24 protein-coding genes and 2 pseudogenes are annotated in these 22,943 nt (G+C 62.7%); 14 read left to right on the forward strand and 12 right to left on the reverse strand.

Annotated elements, in window-relative coordinates; all coding sequences use genetic code 11:
• The first annotated feature begins 23 nt into the window (after positions 1 to 23).
• Together AC07SI_RS27975 and AC07SI_RS27980 are read left to right on the forward strand one after the other, a co-directional pair.
• Positions 24 to 1,028, forward strand: coding sequence for an ornithine cyclodeaminase family protein (locus tag AC07SI_RS27975; protein ID WP_495006941.1), 1,005 nt, complete (start codon positions 24 to 26; stop codon positions 1,026 to 1,028).
• A complete protein-coding gene (locus AC07SI_RS27980; protein ID WP_495006942.1) occupies positions 1,025 to 2,413 on the forward strand; it encodes an aromatic amino acid lyase in 1,389 nt (462 codons plus the stop codon). Before AC07SI_RS27975 ends, AC07SI_RS27980 begins: the two co-directional genes overlap by 4 nt.
• A 37-nt stretch (positions 2,414 to 2,450) precedes the next feature.
• On the opposite strand, the gene gstA is transcribed toward AC07SI_RS27980, so the two are convergent.
• Positions 2,451 to 3,050 (reverse strand): glutathione transferase GstA, encoded by a 600-nt coding sequence (gene gstA, locus AC07SI_RS27985; RefSeq protein WP_495006943.1) that lies wholly within the window; start codon positions 3,048 to 3,050, stop codon positions 2,451 to 2,453.
• 96 nt (positions 3,051 to 3,146) lie between these two features.
• Between gstA and AC07SI_RS27990 the strand changes: the two genes are divergently transcribed.
• The 3 genes and pseudogenes from AC07SI_RS27990 to AC07SI_RS28000 form a co-directional block, all read left to right on the forward strand.
• Positions 3,147 to 4,016 carry a LysR family transcriptional regulator gene (locus AC07SI_RS27990; protein ID WP_495006944.1) on the forward strand — a complete coding sequence of 290 codons (870 nt, stop codon included), beginning with the start codon at positions 3,147 to 3,149 and terminating at the stop codon, positions 4,014 to 4,016.
• Between the two features lie 167 nt (positions 4,017 to 4,183).
• A pseudogene (locus AC07SI_RS27995) lies at positions 4,184 to 4,960 on the forward strand (PAS domain-containing protein); the annotation flags it as partial.
• A gap of 126 nt (positions 4,961 to 5,086) precedes the next feature.
• Positions 5,087 to 5,503, forward strand: a pseudogene (locus AC07SI_RS28000) (methyl-accepting chemotaxis protein); the annotation flags it as partial.
• A gap of 106 nt (positions 5,504 to 5,609) precedes the next feature.
• Here AC07SI_RS28000 and AC07SI_RS28005 read toward each other — a convergent pair.
• From AC07SI_RS28005 to gntR, 5 genes are all read right to left on the reverse strand, one after another.
• Complete coding sequence (locus AC07SI_RS28005) at positions 5,610 to 6,122, reverse strand: hypothetical protein (RefSeq protein ID WP_065909064.1); 513 nt, start codon at positions 6,120 to 6,122, stop codon at positions 5,610 to 5,612.
• 133 nt (positions 6,123 to 6,255) lie between these two features.
• A complete protein-coding gene (locus AC07SI_RS28010; RefSeq protein ID WP_065909065.1) occupies positions 6,256 to 7,665 on the reverse strand; it encodes an MFS transporter in 1,410 nt (469 codons plus the stop codon).
• Between the two features lie 12 nt (positions 7,666 to 7,677).
• Positions 7,678 to 8,418 carry an NAD-dependent epimerase/dehydratase family protein gene (locus tag AC07SI_RS28015; protein WP_495006945.1) on the reverse strand — a complete coding sequence of 247 codons (741 nt, stop codon included), beginning with the start codon at positions 8,416 to 8,418 and terminating at the stop codon, positions 7,678 to 7,680.
• Between the two features lie 10 nt (positions 8,419 to 8,428).
• Complete coding sequence (locus AC07SI_RS28020) at positions 8,429 to 9,061, reverse strand: glutathione S-transferase family protein (RefSeq protein ID WP_065909071.1); 633 nt, start codon at positions 9,059 to 9,061, stop codon at positions 8,429 to 8,431.
• 88 nt (positions 9,062 to 9,149) lie between these two features.
• On the reverse strand, positions 9,150 to 10,181 hold the full coding sequence (gntR, locus tag AC07SI_RS28025; RefSeq protein WP_162946162.1) for an HTH-type transcriptional regulator GntR: 1,032 nt from the start codon (positions 10,179 to 10,181) through the stop codon (positions 9,150 to 9,152).
• 214 nt (positions 10,182 to 10,395) lie between these two features.
• On the opposite strand from gntR, the gene AC07SI_RS28030 reads away from it, so the two are divergent.
• Together AC07SI_RS28030 and AC07SI_RS28035 are read left to right on the forward strand one after the other, a co-directional pair.
• Complete coding sequence (locus tag AC07SI_RS28030) at positions 10,396 to 10,929, forward strand: gluconokinase (RefSeq protein WP_065909076.1); 534 nt, start codon at positions 10,396 to 10,398, stop codon at positions 10,927 to 10,929.
• A gap of 84 nt (positions 10,930 to 11,013) precedes the next feature.
• On the forward strand, positions 11,014 to 12,366 hold the full coding sequence (locus AC07SI_RS28035) for a GntP family permease (protein ID WP_065909078.1): 1,353 nt from the start codon (positions 11,014 to 11,016) through the stop codon (positions 12,364 to 12,366).
• Between the two features lie 148 nt (positions 12,367 to 12,514).
• On the opposite strand, the gene alaC is transcribed toward AC07SI_RS28035, so the two are convergent.
• Positions 12,515 to 13,726 (reverse strand): alanine transaminase, encoded by a 1,212-nt coding sequence (alaC, locus tag AC07SI_RS28040; protein ID WP_065909081.1) that lies wholly within the window; start codon positions 13,724 to 13,726, stop codon positions 12,515 to 12,517.
• 196 nt (positions 13,727 to 13,922) lie between these two features.
• Here alaC and AC07SI_RS28045 point away from each other — a divergent pair, with 196 nt between their 5' ends.
• Positions 13,923 to 14,405 carry a GyrI-like domain-containing protein gene (locus tag AC07SI_RS28045; RefSeq protein WP_495006946.1) on the forward strand — a complete coding sequence of 161 codons (483 nt, stop codon included), beginning with the start codon at positions 13,923 to 13,925 and terminating at the stop codon, positions 14,403 to 14,405.
• Between the two features lie 41 nt (positions 14,406 to 14,446).
• On the opposite strand, the gene AC07SI_RS28050 is transcribed toward AC07SI_RS28045, so the two are convergent.
• Positions 14,447 to 15,637, reverse strand: a complete 1,191-nt coding sequence (locus AC07SI_RS28050) for an NHL repeat-containing protein (RefSeq protein WP_495006947.1) — start codon at positions 15,635 to 15,637, stop codon at positions 14,447 to 14,449.
• 136 nt (positions 15,638 to 15,773) lie between these two features.
• Positions 15,774 to 16,274, reverse strand: coding sequence for a GNAT family N-acetyltransferase (locus AC07SI_RS28055; RefSeq protein WP_495006948.1), 501 nt, complete (start codon positions 16,272 to 16,274; stop codon positions 15,774 to 15,776).
• A gap of 147 nt (positions 16,275 to 16,421) precedes the next feature.
• On the opposite strand from AC07SI_RS28055, the gene AC07SI_RS28060 reads away from it, so the two are divergent.
• From AC07SI_RS28060 to AC07SI_RS28075, 4 genes are read left to right on the forward strand one after another with little or no spacing between them, the layout of a single operon-like run.
• Positions 16,422 to 16,841 carry a nuclear transport factor 2 family protein gene (locus tag AC07SI_RS28060; RefSeq protein ID WP_213554356.1) on the forward strand — a complete coding sequence of 140 codons (420 nt, stop codon included), beginning with the start codon at positions 16,422 to 16,424 and terminating at the stop codon, positions 16,839 to 16,841.
• A 42-nt stretch (positions 16,842 to 16,883) separates the two neighbouring features.
• The gene (locus AC07SI_RS28065; protein WP_065909096.1) at positions 16,884 to 17,228 is read left to right on the forward strand and encodes a YciI family protein; all 345 of its coding nucleotides are present in this window, start codon (positions 16,884 to 16,886) and stop codon (positions 17,226 to 17,228) included.
• A gap of 34 nt (positions 17,229 to 17,262) precedes the next feature.
• Positions 17,263 to 17,739: an SRPBCC family protein gene (locus AC07SI_RS28070; protein WP_106802803.1), complete on the forward strand. Its 477-nt coding sequence runs from the start codon at positions 17,263 to 17,265 to the stop codon at positions 17,737 to 17,739.
• Positions 17,736 to 18,950 (forward strand): RNA polymerase sigma factor, encoded by a 1,215-nt coding sequence (locus AC07SI_RS28075; protein WP_495006949.1) that lies wholly within the window; start codon positions 17,736 to 17,738, stop codon positions 18,948 to 18,950. The genes AC07SI_RS28070 and AC07SI_RS28075 overlap by 4 nt, the downstream gene beginning before the upstream one ends.
• Positions 18,951 to 18,968: 18 nt before the next feature.
• Here AC07SI_RS28075 and AC07SI_RS28080 read toward each other — a convergent pair whose 3' ends face one another.
• On the reverse strand, positions 18,969 to 19,694 hold the full coding sequence (locus AC07SI_RS28080) for an SDR family oxidoreductase (protein ID WP_065909105.1): 726 nt from the start codon (positions 19,692 to 19,694) through the stop codon (positions 18,969 to 18,971).
• 111 nt (positions 19,695 to 19,805) lie between these two features.
• Here AC07SI_RS28080 and AC07SI_RS28085 point away from each other — a divergent pair, with 111 nt between their 5' ends.
• Positions 19,806 to 20,639, forward strand: coding sequence for a LysR family transcriptional regulator (locus AC07SI_RS28085; protein WP_495006950.1), 834 nt, complete (start codon positions 19,806 to 19,808; stop codon positions 20,637 to 20,639).
• 3 nt (positions 20,640 to 20,642) lie between these two features.
• On the opposite strand, the gene AC07SI_RS28090 is transcribed toward AC07SI_RS28085, so the two are convergent.
• Positions 20,643 to 21,497, reverse strand: a complete 855-nt coding sequence (locus AC07SI_RS28090) for a LysR family transcriptional regulator (RefSeq protein WP_106802806.1) — start codon at positions 21,495 to 21,497, stop codon at positions 20,643 to 20,645.
• Positions 21,498 to 21,585: 88 nt separating this feature from the next.
• On the opposite strand from AC07SI_RS28090, the gene AC07SI_RS28095 reads away from it, so the two are divergent.
• Positions 21,586 to 22,026, forward strand: a complete 441-nt coding sequence (locus tag AC07SI_RS28095; protein ID WP_065909121.1) for a multidrug/biocide efflux PACE transporter — start codon at positions 21,586 to 21,588, stop codon at positions 22,024 to 22,026.
• Here AC07SI_RS28095 and AC07SI_RS28100 read toward each other — a convergent pair.
• Positions 22,013 to 22,918 carry a LysR family transcriptional regulator gene (locus AC07SI_RS28100; RefSeq protein WP_065909124.1) on the reverse strand — a complete coding sequence of 302 codons (906 nt, stop codon included), beginning with the start codon at positions 22,916 to 22,918 and terminating at the stop codon, positions 22,013 to 22,015. The two genes, AC07SI_RS28095 and AC07SI_RS28100, sit on opposite strands and share 14 nt — an antisense overlap.
• Between the last annotated feature and the right edge of the window lie 25 nt (positions 22,919 to 22,943).

Here is a 22,943-nt window from a genome sequence, read left to right on the forward strand (position 1 = left end):
ATTCCATTATCAGTGAGCAGACCATGCAACCGATCTACATCGACTTTCTCAACGGCCTCGACATCGACGAGCTGGGCCTCACTAACGATGAAATCCTCGCCGCCATCGAAGCCAGCCTGGGTATCCAGGGCCGGGGCGAGGCGGTGATCGAACCGCGTACCCACCTGATTCCCGGCGGCGGTATCAACGGCCACTTCAACGTACTGCGCGGTGTACTCGGCGGCGATATCGGCTACGCCGGCGTCAAGGTGGTGGGCGATTTTGTCGACAACTACCGCAAAGGCCTGCCCTCGGAATTGGCGATTCTCAACCTGCTGGACCCGGCCACCGGCATCCCCAGGGCGATCCTCGACGCTTCGGCGATCACCGACATGCGCACCGGCGCGGTCACCGCCATTGGCGCCAAATACCTGGCCCGGCCCGACAGCAAAGTGCTGGCGCATATCGGCGCGCGCGGCACCGCATACTGGAACGTGCGGCTGCTCGATCACCTGTTCGACTTCGAGGAAATCCGCGTGCATTCGCGCCGCAGCGAAAGCCGCGAAGCCTTCGCCGAGCGCCTGCGCCGCGACCTCGGCAAACCGGTGATTGTCACCGACGACTGGGAGTCCACCGTGCGCGGCGCCGACATCGTGGTCGAAGCTTCGCGCCTGGAGCAACCCGAGCCGTTGCTGCGCACCGACTGGATCAAGCCCGGCGCCTTTGTCGTGCCCTACGGCACCATGAGCGCGGTGGAGCTGTCGCTCACCGACATCATGAGCAAGCTGGTGGTGGATGATTGGGGCCAGTGCAAGGGCGGCATGTTTGGCGCGTTGCGTGCGCATGTGGAAGCCGGAAAACTCAGCGCCGACACCTTGCACGCCGAGTTGGGGCAGATCGTTGCCGGCTTGAAAAGCGGCCGTGACAACCCCGAGGAAACCATCCTGTTCTGGCACCGCGGCTTGAGCCTCAGCGACATCGCCCTGGGCCATGCGTTGCTGGAAAAAGCCAAGCGCCTGGGGATTGGCCAGCGGCTGCGCTGGGCATGATTCACTTCGATCCCCAAGGGTTGGCGCTCGCCGATTTGCTGGCGATTGCCCGGCAGGATGCCCCGGCGGATTTCACCGTCCAGGCGCGACAACGTATCGACGCAGGCCATCGGTTGCTGCTCGAGTTGGCGGCCGCAGGCACACCGATCTATGGCGTGACCACCGGCCTCGGTGCGGCCGTGGATACGCAGGTGGCGCCGCTGCAGGCGAACATTCCCCTAGGGCGTGCGGTGGGCGTCGGGCGCCTGGCCAATCGACAGGAAGTGCGCGCGATCACGGCGGCGCGCCTGGCCGGATTGGCCCAGGGCCGCGCGGGGATTTCACCGGCGGCAGCGGACGCCTTGTTGGCGTTGCTCAACTCGGGTGTCGAGCCCAAGGTGCCGCTGCTCGGATCGCTGGGCGAGAGCGACCTGGCGCCCCTGGCACACCTGAGCCTGGCGCTGGACGTGCCGTTGACCGGCAAGGATGGCCTGGCGCTGGTGTCGGCGAATGCGGCGAGTGTCGGGCTGGGCGCCTTGCTGGTCTTCGAGGCGCGGCAGGCGTTGGAGGCCTTGATGGCAGCGCTGGCGTTGGCGTGCGAAGGCTACCGCGCCAACCTCAGCCCGTTCCAGCCGTGGGCGTCACGCCTGCGCCCGGCGCCAGGGCAGACTGAACAGTCGGCCGCGTTGTTGCAGTTGCTGGCCGGCGGCGAACTGGCAGACCAGCCCCGCCGCCTGCAGGACCCGCTGAGCTTTCGCTGTGCCACGGTGGTCCAGGGCGCGGCGCAGCAGGCGTTGCAGCAACTGCATGCACTGGTCGAACTGGAACTGCGCAGTGGTGCGGATAACCCGGCGTTGATCAGCGAAGACGCGTTGGTCTTGGCCACCGCCAATTTCGACAGTACTCACTTGGCGCTGGCCGCCGAAGGCTTGGGACTGGCGCTGAGTCGCGTCGCCGCGTGCAGCGCCGAACGGATTGCCAAGCTGCTTTCGCCGACGTCCAGCGATTTACCGCGTTTTCTGATCACCCAGCCTGGGCACGTGGGGATGGCGGCGTTGCAGCGCACCAGCTCGGCACTGGTCGCCGAGATCGGGCATTTGGCCAATCCGTTGCCCGCCGTCAGTGTGCCGGTGGCGGACCGCGTGGAAGACTACGCCGGGCAGGCACTGGCGGTGGTCGACAAGACCCGCCGCCTGACCGAGCGCCTGTTGTGGCTGGCAAGTATCGAGCTGATCGTGGCGGCACAGGCGGTGGACCTGCGCGGCCCCTTGCAACTGGGGCAGGGCGTGCGGCAGATTCATGCCGCGGTGCGCAGCCGCGTGGCGCACCTGGATCAGGATCGCTCGGGCTCGGTGGATGTACTGGCGCTCGCCACCTTCCTCGAATCCAGCCCCTTCCCCCTGTAGGCGCCGGCAAGCCGGCTGCTACAGGGGGCGTGTGTGTTTATGGATTTTCAGCAGCCAGGGCGGCAATCACCGCTGGCCGCTCACCCACGCGCTGTTGAAACGCCGCCAACGCCGGCCATTCGCCCAGGTTGATAGCGTGAAATGCCGCCCAACGTAGCACCACGAACAGGTACGCATCCGCCACCGAGTACTCGCCCAGCAGGTAATCCTTGTGCTCCAAGGTCTTTACCAGCACCGCGAAACGCTTGAACAGGGTGGCCTGGAACAGGCCACGCACCTCGCCCTGGATCGCGCTGTAAAAAAACGCCGCCAGCCCGCCATGAATTTCGGTGGCGATAAAATTCAGCCATTCCTGCAGACGCACACGCTCCCAGCTGCCGTTGGCGGGGGCGAGGTGGGCGGCGGGCTTGAGGTCGGCCAGGTACTGCAGGATCGCGCTGGCTTCGGTCAGTACCTGGCCGTTGTCCAACTGCAGCGCGGCGACGTAGCCCTTGGGGTTGATCTGCAGGAAATCCTGACCGTCGGCGGTGGTTTTGGCCTGGTTGTCGACCTGCACCAGCTCGAACGGCAGCGCCAATTCGCGCAACACGATATGCGGGGCGAGTGAACAGGCGTTGGGGAAGAAATACAGTTTCATCTGCGGCAGCTCCGTTGAATTTGCGCCAGTCTCACGGGCATGGCACCGTGCGTAAAATTAAACCTTCAGACCCCTGCCATAAGGACAGCTACTGCCATGATGAACCTGATGCACTGGCGCCTGCTGGTGGCCGTGGCTGATCGCGGCAGCATCACCGCCGCCGCCGAAGCGGTGGGCATGACGCAATCGGCCGCCAGCCAGGCCATGGCCAGCATGGAGGCGACCCTGGGTGCGCAGCTGTTTACCCGTGAACCGCGCAAGACCTTGCCCACTGCCTTGGGCCTGAGTGTGATCGAGCAGGCGCGGGTGATGCTCGGCGCCTTGCAGACGATTCGCAGTACCGTGGATGAAGCACGCCCGATGCTGCGTGGGACGATTCGCATCGCCAGTTTCCCGATGGTGCTCGCGACCTTTCTGACACCGCTGCTGCAACGCTTCGCGCAGTTGTACCCGGGTATCGAGGTCACCACCCTGGATGTCACCGACAACGAAGTGCTGACCCTGCTCGACGCCGACCTGATCGACCTGGGCGTGGTGCTCAACCCCAAGCCCGAGCGCAATGCCACGGTGCTGGGGCGCGATTTGTGGATGGCGGTGCTGCCGGTCAACCATGCACTGGCGCAGCGCCCGGCCGAGGCCAGCGTGTCGCTGGCGGAGTTGCTCGAACAACCGTTCGTGCTCGCCACCGGCGGTTGCACCGCCAACGCCCGCAGCCTGGGTGCCGCCGCGGGGCTGACGGTCAGCGATATCCGCGTGGAAGTGCGCGAATGGAACAGTGCCTTCAGCCTGGTGCGTGAAGGCGTCGGCGTGACGCTGGTGCCGGAAATGGCCTTGCCGGCCCAGCGCACCGGCCTGCGCGTCATGCCGCTGACGGTGCCGCTGCACCGCGAATTCGCGCTGGTGGGTTCCTCTGCCCGTGTGCCTTCGGCCGCTACCAACGCATTGTTGAAAATGCTTGCTGACTAGTGGGCTTGCATAGCGCCAAGCCCTGTCTATGCTCACCCAGAACCGTTGATGACGCTTGGCATATAAAGCGTTTCGGATGGTTATTTCCCCATGAAGGTGTGGCTGCACTGTCCAACAAATGAATGGAATGCGCCTTCGAGGCGCCGGGAATCCAGGGTGATCTGACCATGTTCAACCGCCATCACAAATCCGACCTGCTTGAAATCCAGCGTTTCTCCTGCGCACTCACCGAATCCAACGCCAAACTCGCCGCCATCAGCCGCTCCATGGCGATGATCGAGTTCGACCGCGACGGTGTGATCCTCGATGCCAACGACAACTTCTGCAAAACCATGGGCTACAGCGCCGAGGAAATACGCGGCAAACATCACCGCATCTTTTGCGACGAGGCCTACACCCACACCGACGCCTACGCCAAGCTGTGGCGCGACCTGGCGCGGGGCGAGGCCCTCAGTGGCACCTTCATGCGCTTGAACAAGCATGGCCAGGAAGTGTGGCTGGAAGCCAGCTATATGCCGGTGCTGGGCCCGGACAACCACGTACAGAGCGTGATCAAAGTCGCGTCGGATATTTCCGCGCGGGTACACCACGAGCATGAAAACCAGAGCCTGATCGACGCCATCGGCCGCTCGATGGCGGTGATCGAGTTCACCCCGCAGGGGCAGATCATCAATGCCAATGAAAACTTCCTGAGGACGGTGCAGTACTCCCTGGATGAGATCGTCGGCCAGCACCACAGCATGTTCTGCCATCGCAGCGAGGTGGAGTCGCCGGCCTACAAGGCGTTCTGGGCTTCGCTCAATCGCGGCGAATACCACTCGCACCGCTTCGAGCGCAGGAATAAATACGGCAAGACGCTGTTCCTGGAGGCGTCCTATAACCCGATCTTCGACGCCAGCGGGCGGCTGTACAAAGTGGTCAAGTTTGCCAGCGACATCACCGACCAGGTCACCACCCTGCGCACCGCCGCCGACTCGGCCCACGCCACTTCGGTACAGAACGACGCCTGCGCACGCAAGGGCTCGGAGGTGGTGCAGCAGACCGTGCAGATCATCGAGGAGATTTCCCACGACCTGAACCAGGCGGCGCAGAGTATCGACGCGGTGAGCAAGCAGTCGGACATCATCGGCGCCATCGTGCAGACCATCCGCAGCATTGCCGAGCAGACCAATATGCTCGCGCTGAATGCGGCCATTGAAGCGGCGCGGGCCGGCGAGCATGGGCGCGGTTTTGCGGTGGTGGCCGACGAGGTGCGCAGCCTTGCGGCGCGGACCAGCCAGGCGACGGTGGAGATTGTCGAGGTGGTGCGCAAAAACCACGACCTGTCGCTGAGCGCGGTGTCGAGCATGCAGTCGAGCTTGAGCCGCACAGGGCTGGGGGTGGAATTGGCGAACGAGGCGGGGCAGGTGATCCTGGAGATTCAGGAAGGCTCACGGCATGTGGTGGATGCGATCAGTCAGTTCAATTCGACGTTGCAACTGCAATAACGCATGAAGGAGCCGGCTTGCCGGCGATAGCATCACCTCGGTCTGGATTCACCGAGGCGCCTGCATCGCCGGCAAGCCGGCGCCTACCGTTGATCAGGGTGGCCTGTTAGATGGCGGCCAGGGTCTCTTTCACCGCCTGTGCCTGCGGGTCAGCGGTTTTCGCCGCTACCTGCTGCTCTTGCTGCTGCTTCAGGCGCTCGGCCACTTGCTTGGAAATGGCGTCCTGCTTTTCCTGCGACATGTTCTGCACATCCGCCTCGGTCAAGCCTTGCTCCTTGAGCAGTTGCTCACGGATGCGCTCGGCCGGGGACTTGCTCATGTAGTCAGTGAAGTCGGCCCGCGCGGTGCTGGTGCTGCTGCCCGCTGCCGGCACATCGGTGGTTGCGGTGGTCGCCGCCGTGGTGGCCTGCAACTGCACGCGGGTCTTGGCAAAGGCTTCGTCGATGCGATCGTTGGCCTTGTCCAGTTCCTTCTGCGCGGCCGGTACGGTCACGCTTTGCTGCGCCGCTTGCACGGCACCGCTGTACAGCGCGCTGGCGGCGGCATTGGCGGGGTCCATGTCGGGCCGCTTGATCTGTTGAATGGTCGACACCGCTTGGGTGTTGTTGTTAACCAGCATGATCGGTCACCTGGGAAAATGGTCGGTGCCAGTGCTGGAGCAATTAGCATGCCGGGTCGCATCACCCCGGTTTTATTGGGGATGGCCTGGCCGCCGCGGCAAACATTGTCCCGCCGGCGGCCAACCGTTGCCGTCAGTGGGCGATGTTTTCAAGCGCCAGGTTGCGCGTGCGCGGGCCGAACCAACTGATGGTGATCATCACGATCAGCATACTGCTGGCAATAAACGCGAGGACGCCCGGCGTGCCCAGGTGCTCGAGGATAAACCCGATCAACAGGCTGCTGAACACCGTGGACAAGCGGCTGAACGAGTAGCAGAACCCGACCGCGCGCGCGCGGATGTTGGTGGGGAACAGTTCGCTCTGGTACGAGTGATAACTGAAGCTCAGCCAGGCGTTGCAGAAGGTGATCATCACCCCGCAGATCACCAGCCCCACCGCCGTGGTTTGCAGGGCGAACAGGCTGCCGAAGATCATCGCGCCCATGGCTGAGCCGACGATCTGCCACTTGTTTTCAAAGCGGTTGGCCACCTTCACGAACAGCAACGGCCCCAACGGGTAGGCGAGCGTGATGATAAAGGCGTACAGCAAGCTGTGGGTCACGCTCACGCCCTGGCCCGACAACAGCGCCGGCAACCAATTGCCGAAGCCGAAAAAGCCGATGGCCTGGAACACGTGGAACACAATCAGCATCAACGCGCGGCGTCGGTACGGCGGTTGCCAGATATCCGCAAATCGGCCGTTGCCCTGCACGCTGACGGCTTCGGGTTCCGGTGCGTCCAGCGGTTTGCCGTGATCCTTCTGGCAGCGCGCCTCCAGGCTGTCCATGATCTGGCCGGCTTCATCAAAGCGTCCTTTTTGCGCGAGCCAGCGCGGTGACTCCGGCAAGCGCTTGCGCAGTTGCCAGATAAACAGCGCAAACACTGCACTGCTCAGCACCACCCAACGCCAGCCCGAGACCCCGAACGGCGCCTGGGGCACCAGCCACCACGACATCAGCGCCACTGCTGGCACCGACAGGAACTGAATAAAAAACGCAAAGGCGAACGCCGAGCTGCGCATGCGCTTGGGCACCAGTTCCGAGAGGTAGGCGTCGATCGTCACTAGCTCGATGCCCAGGCCGATGCCGACCAGAAAGCGCATGCAGATGATGCCCAGGGCTGAGGTCTGGATGCCCATCAGCACGGTGGCCACGGTGTACCAGATCAACGCAAAGGTGAAGATCGCCCGGCGCCCGAAACGGTCGGCGATGGGGCTGAGCAGGCTGGCGCCCAGGAACAGCCCGAGGAAGGTCGCCGAGGCGAACGCCGCCTGGTCCGAGAAGCCAAACACGCCCTCGCTGCCGATGTGGAAAATCCCGTCCGTGATCAGGCCGGGGCTGATGTAGGCGGTCTGGAACAGGTCATACAGCTCGAAAAAGCCGCCGATAGACAGCAACGCCACCAGGCGCCAGACGGTAGCGACGGCGGGCAGGCGGTCAATGCGCGCGCTGATGTGGGCGGCGCGGACTGGGTCGATGCCGTCTGTAGCGGGGAGTGCAGGCATGGTGCGGGAAACTCAGTAAGTGATCGGAATCTCGAAACTTTCCTGGAAGGCATCATCGACCGGATGGTAACCCAACACCCGCGTGGTTTCGCTCAGGTCCAGGCGCTTGAAACGGTTATTGGAGATGCCGTGGGCGATCAGGTGCTTGACGCCCTCGGCCTCCACCGACCGTTGCAGCAGTTGCACCGCGTCACGTGGGCTGAGCCAGGCGCTGAGGTCGCGCGCGTTGTTCAGGTCGTGGGTCGCGGGGAACTCGAAGGCGCCGATGCGCAGGGCAATCGTCGACAGGGGCGTCTTGGCCGCGTAATAGCCACAGAGTGCCTCGCCGTAGCATTTGCTCACGCCGTACAGGTTGGCGGGCATGACTTGCATGCCGGGCGTGATCTGGCGATCCACCGGGTAGCCTTCGATGGTTTGCGCGCTGCTGGCAAACACCAGGCGCTGCACACCGGCGGCCACGGCGGCTTCGAACAGGTGGGTGGTGGCGAGGATGTTGTTGGGCAGCAATTCGTCGAACGTGGCGCTGGCATGGGGGATGCCGGAAAGGTGCACGATCACGTCGATGCCGTCGAGCAGGGCGGCGAGGCTGGATTTGTCGCTGAGGTCGGCCTGCACGAAGCGGTGCTCGCCGAGGTTGAAGTCCGGGGCGATACGGTCGGTGAGGGTGAAGCGGTAGCGGTCTTTCGAGGCTTCGAAAAACGTTTTGCCGATGCGACCGCAGGCGCCGGTGAGCAGTACATTGATTCCTTTCATGTGCAATTCCTTAGTTGTGACCGGCAAGGGCAAAGGTCTGGAAGCCCTGATGCTGGCCGAGGCGTTGATAGTAAGCGGCAATGGCGGGGTAGGGCGGCCGCGTCATGGGGGTCATCTGCCAGCGGTGCACCGAGAGGCCGATGAGGATATCGGCGAGGGTGAATTCATCCCCGGCCACGTAGGCATTGGTGCGAGCAAGTTGTTGTTCGAGGAGGCCCATCTTGTCGTTCCAGCGCTGCACGGCGGCGGCAATCTGCGCGGCGTCGAGGCCGTCCGGGTTGTTGCGTACCAGCGCGGTGAAGGCATCGCCCCAGGCGCGGTTGAGTTCGATGGCTTGCCAGTCGATCCACTGCTCGACACGCGCCCGCGGCGCAGGCTCGGCGGGCAACAGGTCGGTGCGTTGGTAGAGGCTGACGAGGTAACGGCAGATGGTGTTGGATTCCCACAACACACCGTGATCGTCAATCAGCACCGGCACCTGGGCGTTGGGGTTCAGCTCAAGGAATTCGGCGGACTGGGTCGGCTTGAAGCCGATGCCCCAGTCTTCGCGCACGTAGTCGATGCCCAGTTCCTGGCAGGTCCACAGTACTTTTCGCACGTTGATGGAAGACGTGCGACCCAAGATTTTCAGTGAGTGTCCCATGGTGCTTCCCTGGCAGTGGAGAGCAGCCAATCTAGCAGGCGACGCCGAGGACAGCGAGTGCCTGGCGCGACCACCGATGATTTCGGGCTCAGGTACTCTCGCGCACCTGCAGCTCAAACCCCATGTCCACCACGGGTTTGGCGATCTTGTTGCCGGCCATGATCGTCAGCAAATGCTCCGCCGCCCGCCGGCCGATGGCTTCACGCGGGGTGCTGATGCTGCTCAGGCGCGGCACCATGAAGGAGGAGGCCGGCAAGTCGTTGAAGCCCAGCACCGCGACGCGCTCGGGTACTTTGATGCCATGGCGCATGGCCTCCAGCAGCGCGCCCTGGGCCAGGTCGTCGTTGCCGAAGAAGATCGCGTCCACCTCCGGATGGGCCGCCAGCAATTGCAGGAACAGCTCGCCACCCAGGCCGACCGAGGACGGGCGTGGCGTCAGCAGTTCCAGCGCGGGGTCGTACATCCCCGCCTGTTGCAGCGCACGGCGGAAACCTTCGCCGCGCAGCAAGGTGCGTTGGTCCAGTTGCGCGCCGATATAGGCCAGGCGCTTGCGCCCACGGGACAGCAAGTGCGCGGCAGCGGTTTCGCCGGCCGCCACCTGCGAGAAGCCCACGCAGTTCACGCCGGCGTTGGGGTCCAGGTCCATCATGTAGACGCACGGCACGTTGCTGGCCTCGACCATCCGTCGGGCGCTTTCGGTGCGGTCGAAGCCGGTCAGCAGCAAACCCCGCGGCTGGTAAGCCATGTAGTTGCGCAGCAGGTTTTCTTCTTCATCGCGCGAATAATGCGAGTTGCCGATCAGCACTTCAAAGCCCTTGGGCCGCAGCACTTGGTGGATGGCTTCGAGGGTTTCGATAAATAAAAGGTTGGACAGCGACGGTACCAGCACCACCACTGAATGGCTCTGCGCAGAGGCCAGCGCACGGGCGGCCGGGTTGACCACGTAGTTGAGTTCGGCGGCGGCGTGCTGCACTTTTTCCACCAGTTCGGTGGCAACGGTGCTGATGCCACGCAGGGCGCGGGACGCGGTAATAGGGCTGACGCCGGCCAGGCGGGCGACTTCGTTGAGGGTAGGGCGGCCCGTCGTGCGGGTATTTTTATCGTTCTTGGAGGTCATCAGGCGGCTTGCCAAACAAAAATCGAGGCACTAAGGTAGCGCTGTCTCCAAAGGCCTGCAAATTCTTGAAGAAAGGGTTGCCTGATCCTGTTCAAAACCATTGGAGCGGATGCACGCGTCACTCCATAAAAAAAGACAAGACGGCGCGGGAAAAGCCTGTTTTTGCACTAGCCTTACAGCGTGCAAAGGTAGCGCTATCTGCGTCCTGAGGTGTTTCATGAGTCAACCTGTTACCGCCCTGGTCATCATGGGTGTTTCCGGCTGTGGCAAGTCCAGCGTCAGCGAGGCCCTGTGCCGCCTGAACGGTGCCACCGCCATCGAAGGCGACAGCTTTCACCCCGCCGCGAACATCGAGAAGATGAGCGCCGGCCACCCCCTCAACGACGACGACCGTGCCGGCTGGCTCGACATCCTGTGCGATGAGCTGCGCCGTTCGCTCAAGGCCGGTGAGCATCCGGTGCTGACGTGTTCGGCACTGAAAAAGAAATACCGCGACCACCTGCGCGAAGCCGCGCCGGGCCTGGGGTTTGTCTTCTTGGAGCTGACCCGTGCCGTGGCCGCCGACCGCGTGTCCCATCGCCCCGGCCATTTCATGCCGGCCAGCCTGATCGACAGCCAGTTCGCCACCCTCGAATCGCCCGTCGGCGAACCGCTGACCCTGGCCCTGAATGCCAGCGAAGACAGCGTCGAGGCATTGGCCGAGCAAACCAATGCCTGGTGGCTGAAACACGGTTTTGAACCATCCAAATAATTTTTTGCCGGAAAAGATAGCGCTATCCCCGGCGACAAATTGAATACCGGCTTTAATAACAACAACAAACAGGAGAGACCCCCCATGTTTGGCATGTCCCACGAGTCCTACCTGCTGCTTGATGCAGTGGTCACTATCATCGGTCTGATCTTTCTGATCACCAAGTTCAAGGTGCACCCGTTCATTGCACTGATCATCGCGGCCGGCTTCCTTGGCCTGACCTCGGGCATGCCCGTGGACAAGATCATCAAGGCATTCCAGGACGGCTTCGGCGGGGTGCTTGGCTTTGTCGGCATTATCCTTGCGCTGGGCACCATGCTCGGCAAGATGATGGCCGAATCCGGCGGCGCCGATCAGATCGCCCAGACCCTGATCCGCGCCTTCGGCAAGGAAAAGGTCCAGTGGGCGATGATGTTCGCCGCGTTCCTGGTGGGCATCCCGCTGTTCTTCGAGATTGGTTTTGTATTGCTGATCCCGCTGGTGTTCATCGTCGCGCGCCGCACCGGCGTGTCGCTGATCAAGATCGGCATCCCGCTGCTGGCCGGCCTCTCGGCGGTGCACGGGCTGGTGCCACCGCACCCGGGCCCGCTGCTGGCCATCGGCGTGTTTGGCGCGGACATCGGCAAGACCATCCTGTATGGCCTGATCGTCGCACTGCCGACCGCCATCATTGCCGGCCCGATCTTCGGTACGTTTATCGCCAAGTACATCCCGGGCAACCCGTCTCAGGAACTGGTGGACCAACTGGCCCGCGAACCTGAGTCGAAAACCCTGCCGAGCTTCAGCATCACCCTGATCACTGTGCTGCTGCCGGTGTTCCTGATGCTGCTGAAAACCTTCGCCGACATCGCATTGGTCGAAGGCCACGTGGTGCGCAACTGGATGGACATGATCGGCCACCCGATCACTGCGCTGCTGCTGGCGTTGCTGCTGTCGCTGTACACCTTTGGCCATCGCCAGGGCATCCATTCCAAGCAGATCCTCAAGCTGCTCGACGCCAGCCTTGCGCCGACCGCCGCGATCATCCTGATCATCGGCGCCGGTGGCGGTTTCAAACAGATGCTGGTGACCAGCGGCGTGGGTGACGTGATCGGCCACATGGCGGTGAACGCGCAGATCAACCCGATCCTGCTGGCCTGGCTGGTGGCGGCGGTGATTCGTGTGGCAACCGGTTCGGCGACCGTGGCGACCATTACCGGCGCCGGCATCGTGGTACCGGTGGTGGGCATGATTCCTGGGGTCAACCGTGAGTTGCTGGTGTTGGCGACGGGCGCAGGTTCGTTGATCCTGTCGCACGTCAATGATGCGGGGTTCTGGCTGGTGAAGCAGTACTTCAACATGACCGTGGCCGAGACCTTCAAGACCTGGACGGCGATGGAAACCATCCTGTCGGTGGTGGCGCTGATCTTTATCATGCTGCTGTCGTTGGTGGTCTGACAGGCAGGCCATGATGCCGAGGTGAAAACCCCAACCAAATGTGGGAGCGGGCTTGCCCGCGAATGCGCTAGATCAGTCGCCAGATACATGACTGATACTGCGCATTCGCGAGCAAGCCCGCTCCCACATTTGTGACCGCGTTGCGGGATCAGGCTTTGGTGATCAAGCCATCCGCCCGGAACATCCCGCGAATGCCGCGCACCGCCTGGCGAATCCGGTCCTGGTTTTCGATCAGCGCAAAGCGCACGTGATCGTCGCCGTACTCACCAAAGCCGATCCCCGGTGATACACACACCTTGGCTTCGAGCAGCAGCTTCTTGGCAAATTCCAGCGAGCCCATGGCGGCATACGCCTCGGGAATCTTCGCCCAGACGTACATCGACGCCTTCGGGTTTTCCACCATCCAGCCCAACTCATGCAGACCCTTGACCAGCACATTGCGGCGCTGGCGGTACTGTTCGGCGATGTCTTTGACGCACTGTTGGTCGCCTTCCAGCGCAGCGATCGCCGCCACCTGCAGCGGGGTGAAGGTGCCGTAGTCGTGGTAGCTCTTGATACGGGCCAGGGCGTTGACCAGTTCCGGGTTGCCGACCATGAAGCCGATGCGCCAGCCGGCCATGTTGTAGCTCTTGGACAGGGTGAAAAACTCCACCGCAATGTCCTTGGCGCCCGGCACCTGCATGATCGACGGGGCTTTCCAGCCGTCGTAGACGATGTCGGCGTAGGCCAGGTCATGCACCACCAGCACGTCGTACTGCTTGGCCAGCGCAATCACGCGCTCGAAGAAATCCAGCTCCACGCACTGCGCGGTCGGGTTGGACGGGAAACCGAGGATCATCATCTTCGGCTTGGGAATCGAGCCGCGAATCGCGCGTTCCAACTCGGCGAAGAAGTCCACGCCAGGCACCAGCGGTACCGAACGCACCTGGGCGCCGGCAATCACGGCACCGTAGATGTGAATCGGGTAGCTGGGGTTCGGCACCAGCACGGTATCGCCCTGGTCCAGGGTGGCCAGCATCAAGTGCGCCAGGCCTTCCTTGGAACCGATGGTCACGATGGCTTCCGACTCGGGGTCGATGTCCACTTCATAGCGGTCCTTGTACCAGCGCGAAATGGCGCGGCGCAGGCGCGGAATGCCCTTGGAAGTGGAGTAGCCGTGGGTGTCTTCGCGCTGGGCGACGGTGACCATCTTCTCCACGATATGTGGTGGCGTGGCGCCGTCAGGGTTACCCATGCTCAAGTCGATGATGTCTTCGCCGCGCCGACGCGCAGCCATCTTCAGCTCGGCAGTGATATTGAAAACATACGGGGGGAGTCGATCAATGCGCGCAAAGCGGCGCGGCGAACCTTGGTCTGCCATTGTTGCCTCGAGAGTACGTAAGCGCCCGGAACCGTCCGAGCGACGTCGGCCACTGCGGTGGCCTGCGGGGCAGACAATACGGTCGATGATGGCCAGTTGTCCAGATGCGTAGGAAAATTTTCTGCATGGAGTCCAGCGCGGATATGCCCCTATACTCGATGCGGGTTTGTTCCCTCATAAGAAGGAGACTGTTCGTATGGATCAGCAGACAAAAAAACCGTTAGAGCCACGCATGGAAGCCGGTAAAGCCCTGGTGATCGCCGGGGTGCAAGGGCGTTATTCGAAGGCCACCGTGGGCGATATCCCCAAGCTGTGGGAGTTGTTCGACACCTGCGTCAAGGACATCAAGAAGCGCGTTGGCGGCGTGACCTATGGGGTGTGCCACAACCCCAAGCATGACGAATTCGACTACATGGCCGGGGTTGAAGTCCCCACCAAGGGCGACGTACCGAGCAACTTCAAGTCCATCGAAATTCCGCCGCTCAACTACGCCGTGTTCCCGCACTACGGCCCGGTGCAGGCGCTGGAGCAGACCTACGAACGCATCATGTTCGAATGGTTGCCGCACTCGGGCTACAAGGTGATGGGCGCGGATTTCGAGCGTTACAGCGCGGATTTTGATGCGCGCAAGGGCATCGGGACGGTGGAGATCTGGCTGCCGGTTCAAGCCAAGGCCTGAAGCAACGCGATTGAGCTGCCTGGGCAGCTCAATCGATACCGTCACTCGCTGAGCAGGCGCCCGATGAAGGACTGGCGACCCGCGTGAATGCCGCTGCTCTGCAGTGTGCTGTTGAACGTTACCCACTCCACCAGGCTGATTTGGCCGTGCTCGGGACGTCCGTTGGGGTCTCGCCATGCATTGGCGATGCCGTCCACACCAAAGGTGGCGTCCGGTTGACTGTCCGGGTTGAACCGGAGCAACTGGATGACGCTGCCATTGCCATTGCGGGCCAGTGCCACGATTTTCTGATCAGGCTGGACCACCACGCTGGTAAAACGGAAACCGTCGGCGTTTTTTTCCAGCGGCTTGCCGGCATTAAAGGCGGGATCGGGTTGGCCGTTGGCCAGCAGGATGGCCACGAAGTTCTTGTCCCACGGGATGGAATAGCTACTTCCGACAATCGCTATTCTGCCTTCCGGGCCCTTGGCCAGTGCAGTGACCTGCCTGTTTTGCTTATTGTCGAAGGGCAATACGGCGAAGCCATTTGTACCGAAGCTGCCGTCAAGTTCACCATTATCCGTCAGGCCGACGATGTAGGCCTCGCGTTTGTCGCCCAGCTTGGTCGTACCGGCAGCTACGAAACCTTTTTGAGTGATCAACACACTGTCGAGTTGGGAATTAACCAACGTATTCGGTTCGTTGTTTCCGAAATTGAGGACCTCGCCGTTGACACCGAGTTGGTAGATAAAGGTGTCACTGCCGTCACTGAATACGGCGACAATCTTATTATCGGCCTGCACGGCTAAACCGCCTTTGGTGCTCACGGGAAAGACCGCTTTATCCAGTTCCCTTATGCCGCCGACGCCAAACGACAGGTCCGCGTTGCCATCCTCTGCATTGAATCGAGTAACAAATGCGCGGTGCTCGTTTCCGCGTGCGGCCAGCAAAAGCGGCTTTCCATCAGCTTGAATGATCAGGTCCATGAGGACGGCGGATTCTGCAAGGCGCGTGTACCCGGTCCCGAATTGGGTATCGGGCTCACCCGCAGGCGTATGTTTGGTGACGGCTAATCGATTTCTATCGCCTTCGCTAGGCAATCCCACCGTCACGGTGGAACCGTCGCTGAGCACGCGTGACAGGCCTGTGGAGGACGAGGCGATGACCGTGCCGTCCTTTGGGGATTGGTTCCCGAAGGACAGGTCCGGGCTGCCGGCGGTGTTCGCCGTAGTGTGATTCGACGGAATACTCATGAGTGTTCTCCTGATGGGACGTTGAGAGTTTCCACGCCTGCTCGTTCCAAACCTTGAGCGACAACTTCGGGCATTCCAGTACAAGGCAAAGGGTGACCGCTGTATAGCTGTGAAATCTGACAGTAGACACGACCGTTCAGAGGGGGCGGTCAAACACCCAGCTCAACCGGCGCTCATACCCAATGCGGCCTCTGTACGCCTCCCCGCTGTCCACCCAGCCGGCGGCCAGGTACATCGTCATCGCCGCCACATTGTCCGCGTCCACGGACAACTCCAGGCCCTTGATCTGCGGCCACGCCTGCAGTGCCGCTGCGGGCAGCGCCTGTAGACACGCCTTGCCGAACCCGCGCCCTTGCTGCTGGCGATCCACCTGCAGCGCGTGCAGCGTCGCGCTGTGCTCGTCGGCCCAGTGGGGCAGGCAGGGTGGGCGTTTGAGCAGCAGGAAAGCCACGGGATGCTCGTCGGCAAGCAGGGCGAAGCCTTTGATCGCAGCGGGGTTGGGATTGACCAGCAGGCTGTTCAGCGCGCAGTCGATATCGCCGGAATACGCCAGTTGCTCGGGATGCACTTGCAGGGTGTTGAGCTGCTGTTTCTGCACAAGGCTCAGCGTCTCATAGGGGACGAGGCGGGTTTCCATCAGGGACGCATCCGAATTCCTACAAAGAGCCGTGGATTCTAGCGGGTTTGCCGGGGGTGAAATTATTTTTCAAGCGGCTGTCGATTCGGCGTCGGCGCGTTCGACTAAGGGTGTCTTCCGTGAATTACACCCCGCAGGAGTATCGCCATGAGCACCACCATCAATCGCCTCATCGATGCCTGGAAACACGCCGTCATCGCCCGGGATATCGACAAGATTGTCAGCTTTTACGCCGACGATATCGTCGCGTTCGACGCCGTGACCGCGTTGCAATTCAAGGGCAAGGCTGCCTATCGCGCGCACTGGGAGGAATGCATGAAGCACTGCCCCGGCCCGGGGATTTTCGAGTTCCACGAACTGCGCATCGTCGAGTCCCGGGACAGCGCATTTGCCCACTGGCTGGCCCATTGCGGCGGCGCCGGGCCGGACGGCGAGGTCAAGGCCTGCTGGATGCGCGTGACTGCCGGCTATCAACAGATCAATGGTCAATGGCGCGTGGTGCATGAGCACTGGTCGGCGCCGTTCGACATGGACAGCGGCACCGCACTGTTCGACCTGAAACCTTGAGCGCCGCGAACTATAGTCAGTAGTCCGAAAACGGAGACGCACATGAAATACCTCTGCCTGATCTACAGCAACGAACAGGTCCTGCACACCTCGCCCGACAGCCCCGCAGACCCGGAGTGTCTTGCCTATGCGCAGTCCATCGAGGCCAGCGGCCGCATGCTCGCTGCCGAACCGCTGGAATCGGTAAGCACCGCCACCACCGTGCGCATGCGCAACGGCAAGCTGTCGATCACCGATGGGCCGTTTGCCGAAACCAAGGAGCAGCTCGCCGGGTTTTACCTGATCGAGGCCCGCGACTTGAATGAGGCGATCCAGGTGGCCGGTGGCATTCCGGCCGCCCGGGTCGGCAGTGTGGAAGTGCGTCCCGTGCGCGAGTTGAATCTCTGAACACAACAATCACAAGACTTGAGGAGGTTTACCCATGACAACCCAACCCGCCGAATTCGAACTGTCCATCAGCCGCTTGATCGACGCGCCGCGCAGCAAAGTCTTTCGCGCCTGGACCACGCCCGCCCTGTTGCAACAATGGTGGGGCCCCCACGGCATGACCACCCCCGAGTGCGAAATGGACCTGTGGGTCGGTGGCCTGTTTCGCACCCTGATGCGTGCGCCGGATGGCAGCGAGTACCCGACCCAGGGCGTGTTCCTGGAGATTGAGGCGCCCAGTCGCCTGGTATTTACCGACGCCTTCAAGCCGGGTTGGATCCCCTCGGGAAAACCGTTCATGAGCGCCGAAGTGACCTTCGAAGATGTCGACGGCAAGACCCGCTACACCGCCCGCGCCATGCACTGGAGCGCTGAAGACAAACAGGCCCACGAAGCCATGGGCTTTCACGACGGCTGGGGCCAGAGCCTGGACCGGCTGGTGACATTGGTGACCCAGGGCATGCCCGATTGACGCCGGCGATCGAGGCGATCTACCGCAGCGAATCGCGGCGCGTCCTCGCTACCCTGATCCGCCTGTTGGGGGATTTCGACCTCGCCGAAGAAGCCTTGCACGAGGCGTTCTTCGTCGCGGTCGAGCGCTGGCCGCAGGACGGTGTGCCACAAAATCCCAGGGCGTGGCTGGTCTCCACCGGTCGCTTCAAAGCCATCGACCGCTTGCGCCGCCAGGCGCGGTTCACCCCGTTGCTGCAGGCTCAGGCCGACGCGCTGCAAGCGCAGGACTGGAGCGAGGAAGACGTGGAAGATGACCGCCTGCGCCTGATTTTTACCTGCTGTCACCCGGCACTGGCACCTGACGCACAGGCGGCGCTGACCCTGCGTGAGATCTGTGACCTCACCACCGAGGAAATCGCCCGCGCCTTCCTGGCCACGCCGACCACCATTGCCCAGCGCATCGTGCGCGCCAAGGGCAAGATCCGCGAAGCGAAAATCCCTTATCAGGTGCCGTCGCTGGCCGAGCTGCCCGAGCGCCTCGACAGCGTGCTGCGCGTGGTTTACCTGGTGTTCAACGAAGGCTATTCGGCCTCCATGGGCGCCGACCTCACCCGGGAGGAGCTGACCCGCGAAGCCATTCGCCTCGGTCGCCTGTTGCTGGAATTGCTGCCGGAGCCGGAAGTGATGGGCTTGCTGGCGCTGATGCTGTTGCACGAATCCCGCCGTGCAGCACGGACCTCGGCCAGTGGCGAACTGGTGCTGTTGAATGAACAGGACCGTGCGCTGTGGGATGCGTCCTTGATGGCTGAAGGCTGCGCCTTGGTGGAACGCGCACTGGCCTTGCGCGGCTACGGGCCCTATTGCTTGCAGGCGGCGATAGCCGCGGTGCATGCCGAAGCGCCGGGCGCGGGGCAAACCGACTGGCTGCAGATCGTCGGGCTCTACGATGTATTGCTCAGGCAGGTGCCATCGCCGGTGATCGAGCTGAACCGCGCCGTGGCGGTGGCCATGTGGCAAGGCCCATTGGCGGGCCTGGATCTGGTGGAAGGCATTTTGCAACGAGGCGATTTGCTCGATTACCACTTGGCGTATTCAGCGCTTGGGGAGTTTTGCCGGAAATTGGGGCGGGTAGAAGCGGCTCGTACAGCTTATGAAAAAGCCCTGGCGCTGACCCAGCAAGCGCCTGAAAAGCGCTTCCTCGAGCAGCGCCTGGCCGAACTCAAGCAGTAGGAGCCGGCAAGGGGCCGTTCAGGGCTGCTGGCGAGTCGCGGCCAACACGATCTCGCGGATGCACACATGCTGCGGTTGCTGGTAGGCATAGGCAATCGCCGAGGCCACATCGTCGGCACTCAGCACGGTGCCGCCCATGTCCTGTTTCCAGGCCTGGTAGCCACTCTTGATCGCCTCATCGGTGGTGTGGCTGAGCAACTCGGTTTCCACTGCGCCCGGAGCGATGGTGATCACGCGTACATTGCTCGGCGACAATTCCTCGCGCAGGTTCTCTGAAATCCCATGCACGGCAAACTTGGTGCCGACGTACGCCACGTGGTTCGGGAAGGTCTTGCGCCCGGCCACCGAGCTGACGTTGATGATCGTGCCGCGCTTGCGCGCGACCATGCTCGCGGCCACCGCGTGAATGCCATTGAGCAGGCCCTTCACGTTGACGTCGAGCATCTGCTCCCACTGCGCCGGGTCTTGCTCGCTGACTGCGCCCAGCAGCATCACGCCGGCATTGTTGATCAACGCATCGGCCGGGCCGAATTGCGCTTCAGCTTCCTTCACGGCAGCGACGAGGGCGGCGCGGTCGGTGATGTCGACCCCACGGTTCAGGGTGTTCGGCAGGTTGAGGTCGTTGAGGCGATCAATACGGCGTGCCAGCAGCAACAGCGGGTGACCGGCGGCGGACAATCGGCGGGCGGTAGCTTCGCCGATACCCGAACTGGCGCCGGTGATGATGATCAGTGGCTGGCTCATGTGTGCACTCCTGGAATAAGAAAAATCGATAACTGAAACGTGCGCGCAGTATATTTACCCGGTTAAAGGCTGAAAAATGCCTTATTCCTCTGTCTGTCATCGGATCTGGCTATGGATGTACGTCACCTCAAGGCGTTTCTCGCGGTGTTTGAAGAACGCAATATCACCGCTGCAGCGCAGCGTTTATTCATCAGTCAGCCGACGTTGTCGGTGACCATCAAGCAGTTGGAAGATGAGCTGGGCGTGGCGCTGTTCGTGCGTCAGCCTCGCGGGGTCGAGGTCAGTGCCGAAGCACGGGTGCTGTATCCCCAGGCGCGGCGCATGGTGGCCGAAGCGGAGGCGCTGAGCCGGTTGTTTCGCGGCCGCGAGAATCGCATTGCGCTGGAGTTGGGGGTCAAGGGCGATATTGCCGACAGCCAGATCGAAACCTTCCTGCGCATGGCACACCAAGGTCTGCCCGGTTTGCTGCTGACCCTGCAGGAAGGCTGTGAAGGGGAAGGGCGCCTGGCGGTGGAGGAAATGTGCTGCGAGGACGAACTGTTCCTGCCGATCTGGGAAGAGTCCTACGTGATGGCGTTACCGGTCGCACATCCCATGGCGCAGGCTGGCACAGAGCAGGCCTGGGCGCCAATCGAGGACTGGATCACCTGCCCGCAACATGATTCCCATCAGCGCCTGATGGCCTTGTATGGGCGCTCGCCGCAGGCGGTAGCCGGGCATGCCGGCTCATTGACCCAGGCCCTGCATATGGTGGCCGCCGGTGTAGGCGTGGCGATGTTGCCGCAGTCGCTGGCGGCCGAGCGCGCCGGGGTGGTGAGCCGTGAATGGCACCTGCCGGCGCCGACGCGGCGGGTCGGGCTGTGCTTCGCCGCGCAAGCGTTGGAATCACCCGCGCTGCGCGCCCTGCACGAATATTTCCAGAACAACCGACCGCCGCAACGCTAGGCGTCAATCGACCATCAGCCCCAGCATCCAACTCCCCGCCGGCCCTGGCGGGTACTGCCGCGACCACAGCGCATCCACGGCCACCGAGCGCGGCCAACTGCGTACCTTGAGTTCGACCAGCCCGGCATTGCCGAAGCGTTCCACCAGCCAGCGAGGCAGCTCGGCCCAGCCGAAACCGAGCTGGGCCATTTCCATCAGCATCAGAAAACTCGGCGCCGACCACACACGGCCCGTGGGGCGTGTTTCATTCGGGTTGATGATGCTCGCCAGGCGCAGTTCACGGTGTTGCTGCAGGGCTTGCAGGTCGATGGTGTCCAGGCTCGCCAAGGGATGATCCGGGGCGACGAACAGCGCGATTTCCGTGCGTTCCTCCACCGGAGCGCGGCTCAGGTCGGGCGGATACACCGCCTGGGCCTCGACGAACGCAATCTGCGCCCGGCCGCTTTGCACCAGGGCGATCAGGTCTTCGCACTCGGCGATCAGCCATTCCAGTTCCAGGTCCGGGTAACGTTGCTCGAATGCCTTGAGCGCCAGTTCGAAGCGCTCCGACTGGTAGGTGTCGGACATGGCGATGGTCACTTTCGGCTCCAGGCCCTGGGCCAACTGGCTCGCCGCCAGCTCCAGGCGGCTGCTGGCCTCCAGCACCTGCTCGGCGCGTTGCAGCAACACATGGCCGGCCGGTGTGAGCGTCGGCTTGCGGCTGCTGCGATCGAACAGCACCACGTCGAGATCAATCTCCAGGCTGGCCACCGCTGCGCTGACGGTGGACTGGCTCTTGCCCAGCTTGCGTGCCGCCGCCGAGAACGAACCCTGGGTGGCGGCCTGGACAAACGCCTGCAGCACTTCATGAGAGGCCATGACTATCGCCTTGGTAGATGGTTATTAGTTATGAAGTATCGACTTGAAGGGTAATGATAGCAACCATCGTCACTCACGGAGCCGGGTCATGCACCCTACCAAGTCGATTACTGAACGCGTTTGCCAAGCCCTGGGTTTTGAAGGCCTGGCCTTATTGATCTGTACCCCGTTGCTGGTCTGGATCACTGGCCGGCCGGCCCTGGAGATGGGCGCGGTAACCCTGGGCCTCAGCGTGCTGGCGCTGACCTGGAACATCATTTTCAACAGCCTGTTCGACCGCCTCAAGGTGCGCCTGCAACTCGCCGGTGGCGTGTGGACGCGCATGCTGCATGCCGTGCTGTTCGAGGGAGGGCTGATCATCGTGGCGGTCCCGCTGATTGCCGCGTGGCTGAAGATCAGCCTGGTGCAGGCGTTTTGGCTGGACATTGGCGTGCTGCTGTTTTTCCTGCCGTACACCTATGTGTATCACTGGGGGTATGACGTGTTGCGGGAAAGATTCGTACGCCAGCGCGTGCCTAGTCGGGCTTGAGCGTCGCGACAAAATCCAGGAACGCCCGCACCTTGGCTGCCGGCAAATGCCGCGAGGGGTAGTAGGCGTACAGCGGAAAACGCTCGTCCGGCCAGTCCGGGAACAACTCCACCAGGCTGCCGGCCTTGAGCGCCGGCGCCAGGCCCAGGTCGAGCATCTGCGCCACCGCATGGCCGTGCTCGCACACGCTGTACAGGGTGCTGGCATCGTTGACCACCAGGCGGCCGTCGGTGCGCACGATCAATTGCTCACCGGGGCGGTGAAATTCCCAGGCAAACGGGCGACCGGTTTGCGAGTCGCGAAAATCCAGGCACATGTGCCCGTTTTCCAGGTCCTGCGGGGTGGCCGGTCGGCCATGGCGTTCCAGGTAGGCGGGGGAGGCCAGGGTGAGCACGCGCACTTGCATCAACTTGCGCGCGATCAGTGAAGAGGATTGCGGGATGCCAAAGCGGATCGCCAGGTCGAAGCCATCGGCGACCAGGTCGCCCAGTTGGTCGCGGGTGTGCAGGTCCAACTGCAATTGCGGGTAGCGGCGCATGAAATCGCCCAGTACCGGGCCGAGGACCAGCCGCGAGAAGTACGGGTCGATATTCACCCGCAGGCGCCCGCGTACGGTGTGAGCGCTGTCGGCCGCCGAGTTGGCCGCCTCTTCGAGACCGGCCAGCAGCGGGGCAATTTCCTGATAGAAACGCCGGCCCTCGTCGGTCAGTTGCACCGAGCGCGTGGTGCGGTCGAACAGGCGAATCCCCAAGCGTTTTTCCAGGCGTGAAATCGCCCGGCTGACGCCCGAAGGCGTCATCTCCAGGCTGACGGCGGCGCGGGCAAAACTGCCGCTGTCGACCACGGCCGCCAATACGCCCATGCCGCCGGCCAAGCCTGGATCAAAACTCATCGGTGATTGCCTGTCAGTGATCTGA

The sequence above is a fragment of the Pseudomonas sp. GW821-FHT05D12 genome (genome assembly GCF_059419825.1).